3 protein-coding genes are annotated in these 2,757 nt (G+C 64.7%); 2 read left to right on the forward strand and 1 reads right to left on the reverse strand.

The window, feature by feature from the left end; translation table 11 throughout:
• The coding region (locus WCE35_RS06005) for an enoyl-CoA hydratase/isomerase (RefSeq protein ID WP_424592433.1) at window positions 1-692 on the reverse strand (692 nt) is incomplete at its 3' end.
• A gap of 177 nt (window positions 693-869) precedes the next feature.
• Between WCE35_RS06005 and WCE35_RS06010 the strand changes: the two genes are divergently transcribed.
• Both WCE35_RS06010 and WCE35_RS06015 read left to right on the forward strand, forming a co-directional pair.
• Complete coding sequence (locus WCE35_RS06010; RefSeq protein ID WP_424592431.1) at window positions 870-1,649, forward strand: SDR family NAD(P)-dependent oxidoreductase; 780 nt, start codon at window positions 870-872, stop codon at window positions 1,647-1,649.
• Window positions 1,650-2,022: 373 nt separating this feature from the next.
• Window positions 2,023-2,745, forward strand: coding sequence for an N-acetyltransferase (locus WCE35_RS06015; protein WP_424592432.1), 723 nt, complete (start codon window positions 2,023-2,025; stop codon window positions 2,743-2,745).
• Window positions 2,746-2,757 lie beyond the last annotated feature (12 nt).

Below are 2,757 nucleotides of genomic sequence, written 5' to 3' on the forward strand. Positions count from 1 at the left end.
AGATTGAGCTGGTCTTCGAACGAGTTTTCCGGGCTGTCCCAATAGAGCTTTCGGATCAGCGACAGCGCGATAGTGGGACCATTGGCGAGATCATGCGCCAGCTTCATCGCCTCTTCCATCAACACCCCATCGTCGTGGACGCGGTTGACGAGGCCCCATTCCAGCGCCTTCTCGGCCGGCAGCCGCTCGCCCATCAGCGACAGCTCGACCGCGCGCGCCTTGCCGATCAGCCGCGGCAACAGCCAGGTCGATCCGCAATCCGGCACCAGCCCGATGCGGCGGAACGCCTGCAGGAAATAGCACGAGCGCGCGCACAGGATCATGTCGCCCATCAACGCAAAACTCATCCCCGCGCCGGCGGCCGGACCGTTGACCGCGGTGACGATCGGGCAATGCAAATTGCGCAAGCGGCGCAGGAACGGATGGAACGCGGTCTCCAGCGCGGCGCCGGCGTTGCTTTTTCCCGGCTTCGGGTTGTTGCGGCCCTGCAGGTTGGCGCCGGTGCAGAACGCGCGCCCGGCGCCCGTGATGACGAGGCAGCGCACCTCGGCGCGCCGCTCGTCGATCGCATCCAGCGCCTCGGCGAGGCCGCCAAGCATGTCGATCGAGACCGCGTTCATGACCTCCGGATGGTCGAGTTTCAAAACGGCGACCGGTCCATCGAAATCGAGCGTGACGTGCTTGAACTGCATGGTTTCCTCTTCGATTGCGCCCCGCCTTGTCAGGTCGCGGCAGGTCGGGTCTGAACTCGGCCCATATTTGATTTTCCAGGCGGGCTTGTCCATGGTCGGCATCGGAACACCTGCCCGCCCCCGGACGCACGACTGGCGCGCGCCACGCCCAATGGAAACGCCGCAAAGGAAACACCCATGAGCATCTTCGATCTCTCCGGCCGCGTCGCCGTCATCACCGGCGGTAATGGCGGCATCGGGCTTGGCATCGCGCAGGCGCTGTCGGCCGCCGGCTGCGACGTCTCGATCTGGGGCCGCAACGCGGAGAAAAACCGAAACGCCGCCGCCACCCTGGCGGCCGGCCCCGGCAAGGTCGACACAAGGATCTGCGACGTCAGCGATGCCGCCTCGGTCAGGAACGCGATGAAGGCGACGCTGGATGCGTTTGGCCGGGTCGACGGCTGCTTCGCCAATGCCGGCATCGGCGGCGGCGGACGCCGCGCCTTCATCGACCGCACCGAGGAGGAATGGCGAAAAATGTTCGCAACCAATCTCGACGGCGTGTTCCATGCGTTTCAGGCCGCAGCCCGCCACATGACCGAGCGCGCCGAGGCCGGCGACCGTTTTGGGCGGCTGGTCGCGACCTCGAGCCTGGCGTCGCTGTTCGGCACCGCGCGCAACGAGCACTACGCCGGCACCAAGGCCGCGATCAACGCGCTGTGCCGCGCGCTGGCGGTCGAACTCGCGCGTTACGGCGTCACCGCGAATGCGATCCTGCCCGGCTGGATCCGGAGCGACATGACCGCGGGCATCATGGCCAACGAAAAATTCGTCGCCAACGTGATGCCGCGGATTCCGCTGCGCCGGTTCGGCGAGCCGGCCGATTTCGGCGGCATCGCGGTATATCTGATGAGCCAGGCGTCGTCCTATCACACCGCCGACTGCTTCGTGATCGACGGCGGCTATACAGCGTTTTGACGAATGCAACGTCATTGCGAGGCACCAGATCGCGCGAATGCGTGCCCGATGTTAAGACCGTCATTGCGAGCCAACGGGGCGCGCATTCGCGCGACCCGTTGGCTCGCAATGACGATGACGCACCTTCGCATTCCCGCGGCGCGTTACGCCCGGGCTTTGCAAGGAACGGGCGCGCGCAGCACCGCGCGGCTCGCAGCGGGCGCATCGGGGATGTGCCCTGGCGATCCCCTAAAATGCTTCAACCAAGTGCGGCTGCCGCGGCCTATCCAGGCTCTTTATCCCTGGTGAATGACAGAATAGGCTGAATTCATCGGACCCGCGTTGGCGCGATCCGGAGCTGATCCAACGCGCCGATGCCGAAACGGGAGTGCGCATGACCGACAATTTCCGCGACCACGAGGACCGCGACCGATTCGAACTCGAAGTCGATGGCACCATCGCCTTTGTCACCTACCGAAAATCGCCCGGCGCGATCATGCTGGTGCATACCGAGGTGCCGCCGGAATTGGGCGGTCGCGGCGTAGGCTCGACGCTTGGCCGCGCGACCCTTGATGCCGTGCGGGCCGGGGGACGGGCGCTCTCGGTCGAGTGCGATTTCATCCGAAACTTCATGACCAGGCATCCTGAATACAACGATCTGCTGGCGCCCGGCGAAGAGGCGAAAACGAGTGCCGCGACTTACAAGGCCGGCTGTTTTTGCGGCGCCGTCGAACTGGAGGTTAAGGGCAAGCCGGTGTTCGCGGGATATTGTCATTGCCGCGACTGCCAGGCCTGGTCGGCGGCGCCGATCAATGCCTTCAGCCTGTGGAAGGCGGACAGCGTGCGTGTCACCAGGGGCGAAGCCGAGATCGGAACCTTCCACAAGACCGAGAATTCCTGGCGCAAGTTCTGCAAGGTTTGCGGCGGACATCTCATGACCGATCATCCGCGCATGCGGCTGATCGATGTCTATGCCAATCTGTTGCAGGGCTACACCCATGAGCCCACGCTGCATGCGAATTACGCGAGCAAGATGGTTTCGGTGAAGGACGGGTTGCCGAAGTTCTGGGATCTGCCCGCCGAGCTCGGCGGCTCGGGGAAAACCCTGCCGGATTAGCAGCCTGCCGCT

Origin of the sequence: Bradyrhizobium sp. (genome assembly GCF_049691595.1) — a bacterium.
GTDB lineage: Bacteria > Pseudomonadota > Alphaproteobacteria > Rhizobiales > Xanthobacteraceae > Bradyrhizobium.

Coding starts and splice junctions, on each gene's coding strand:
- WCE35_RS06010 (WP_424592431.1), top strand. CDS start 870: ATGAGCATCTTCGATCTCTCCGGCCGCGTCGCCGTCATCACCGGCGGT.
- WCE35_RS06015 (WP_424592432.1), top strand. CDS start 2,023: ATGACCGACAATTTCCGCGACCACGAGGACCGCGACCGATTCGAACTC.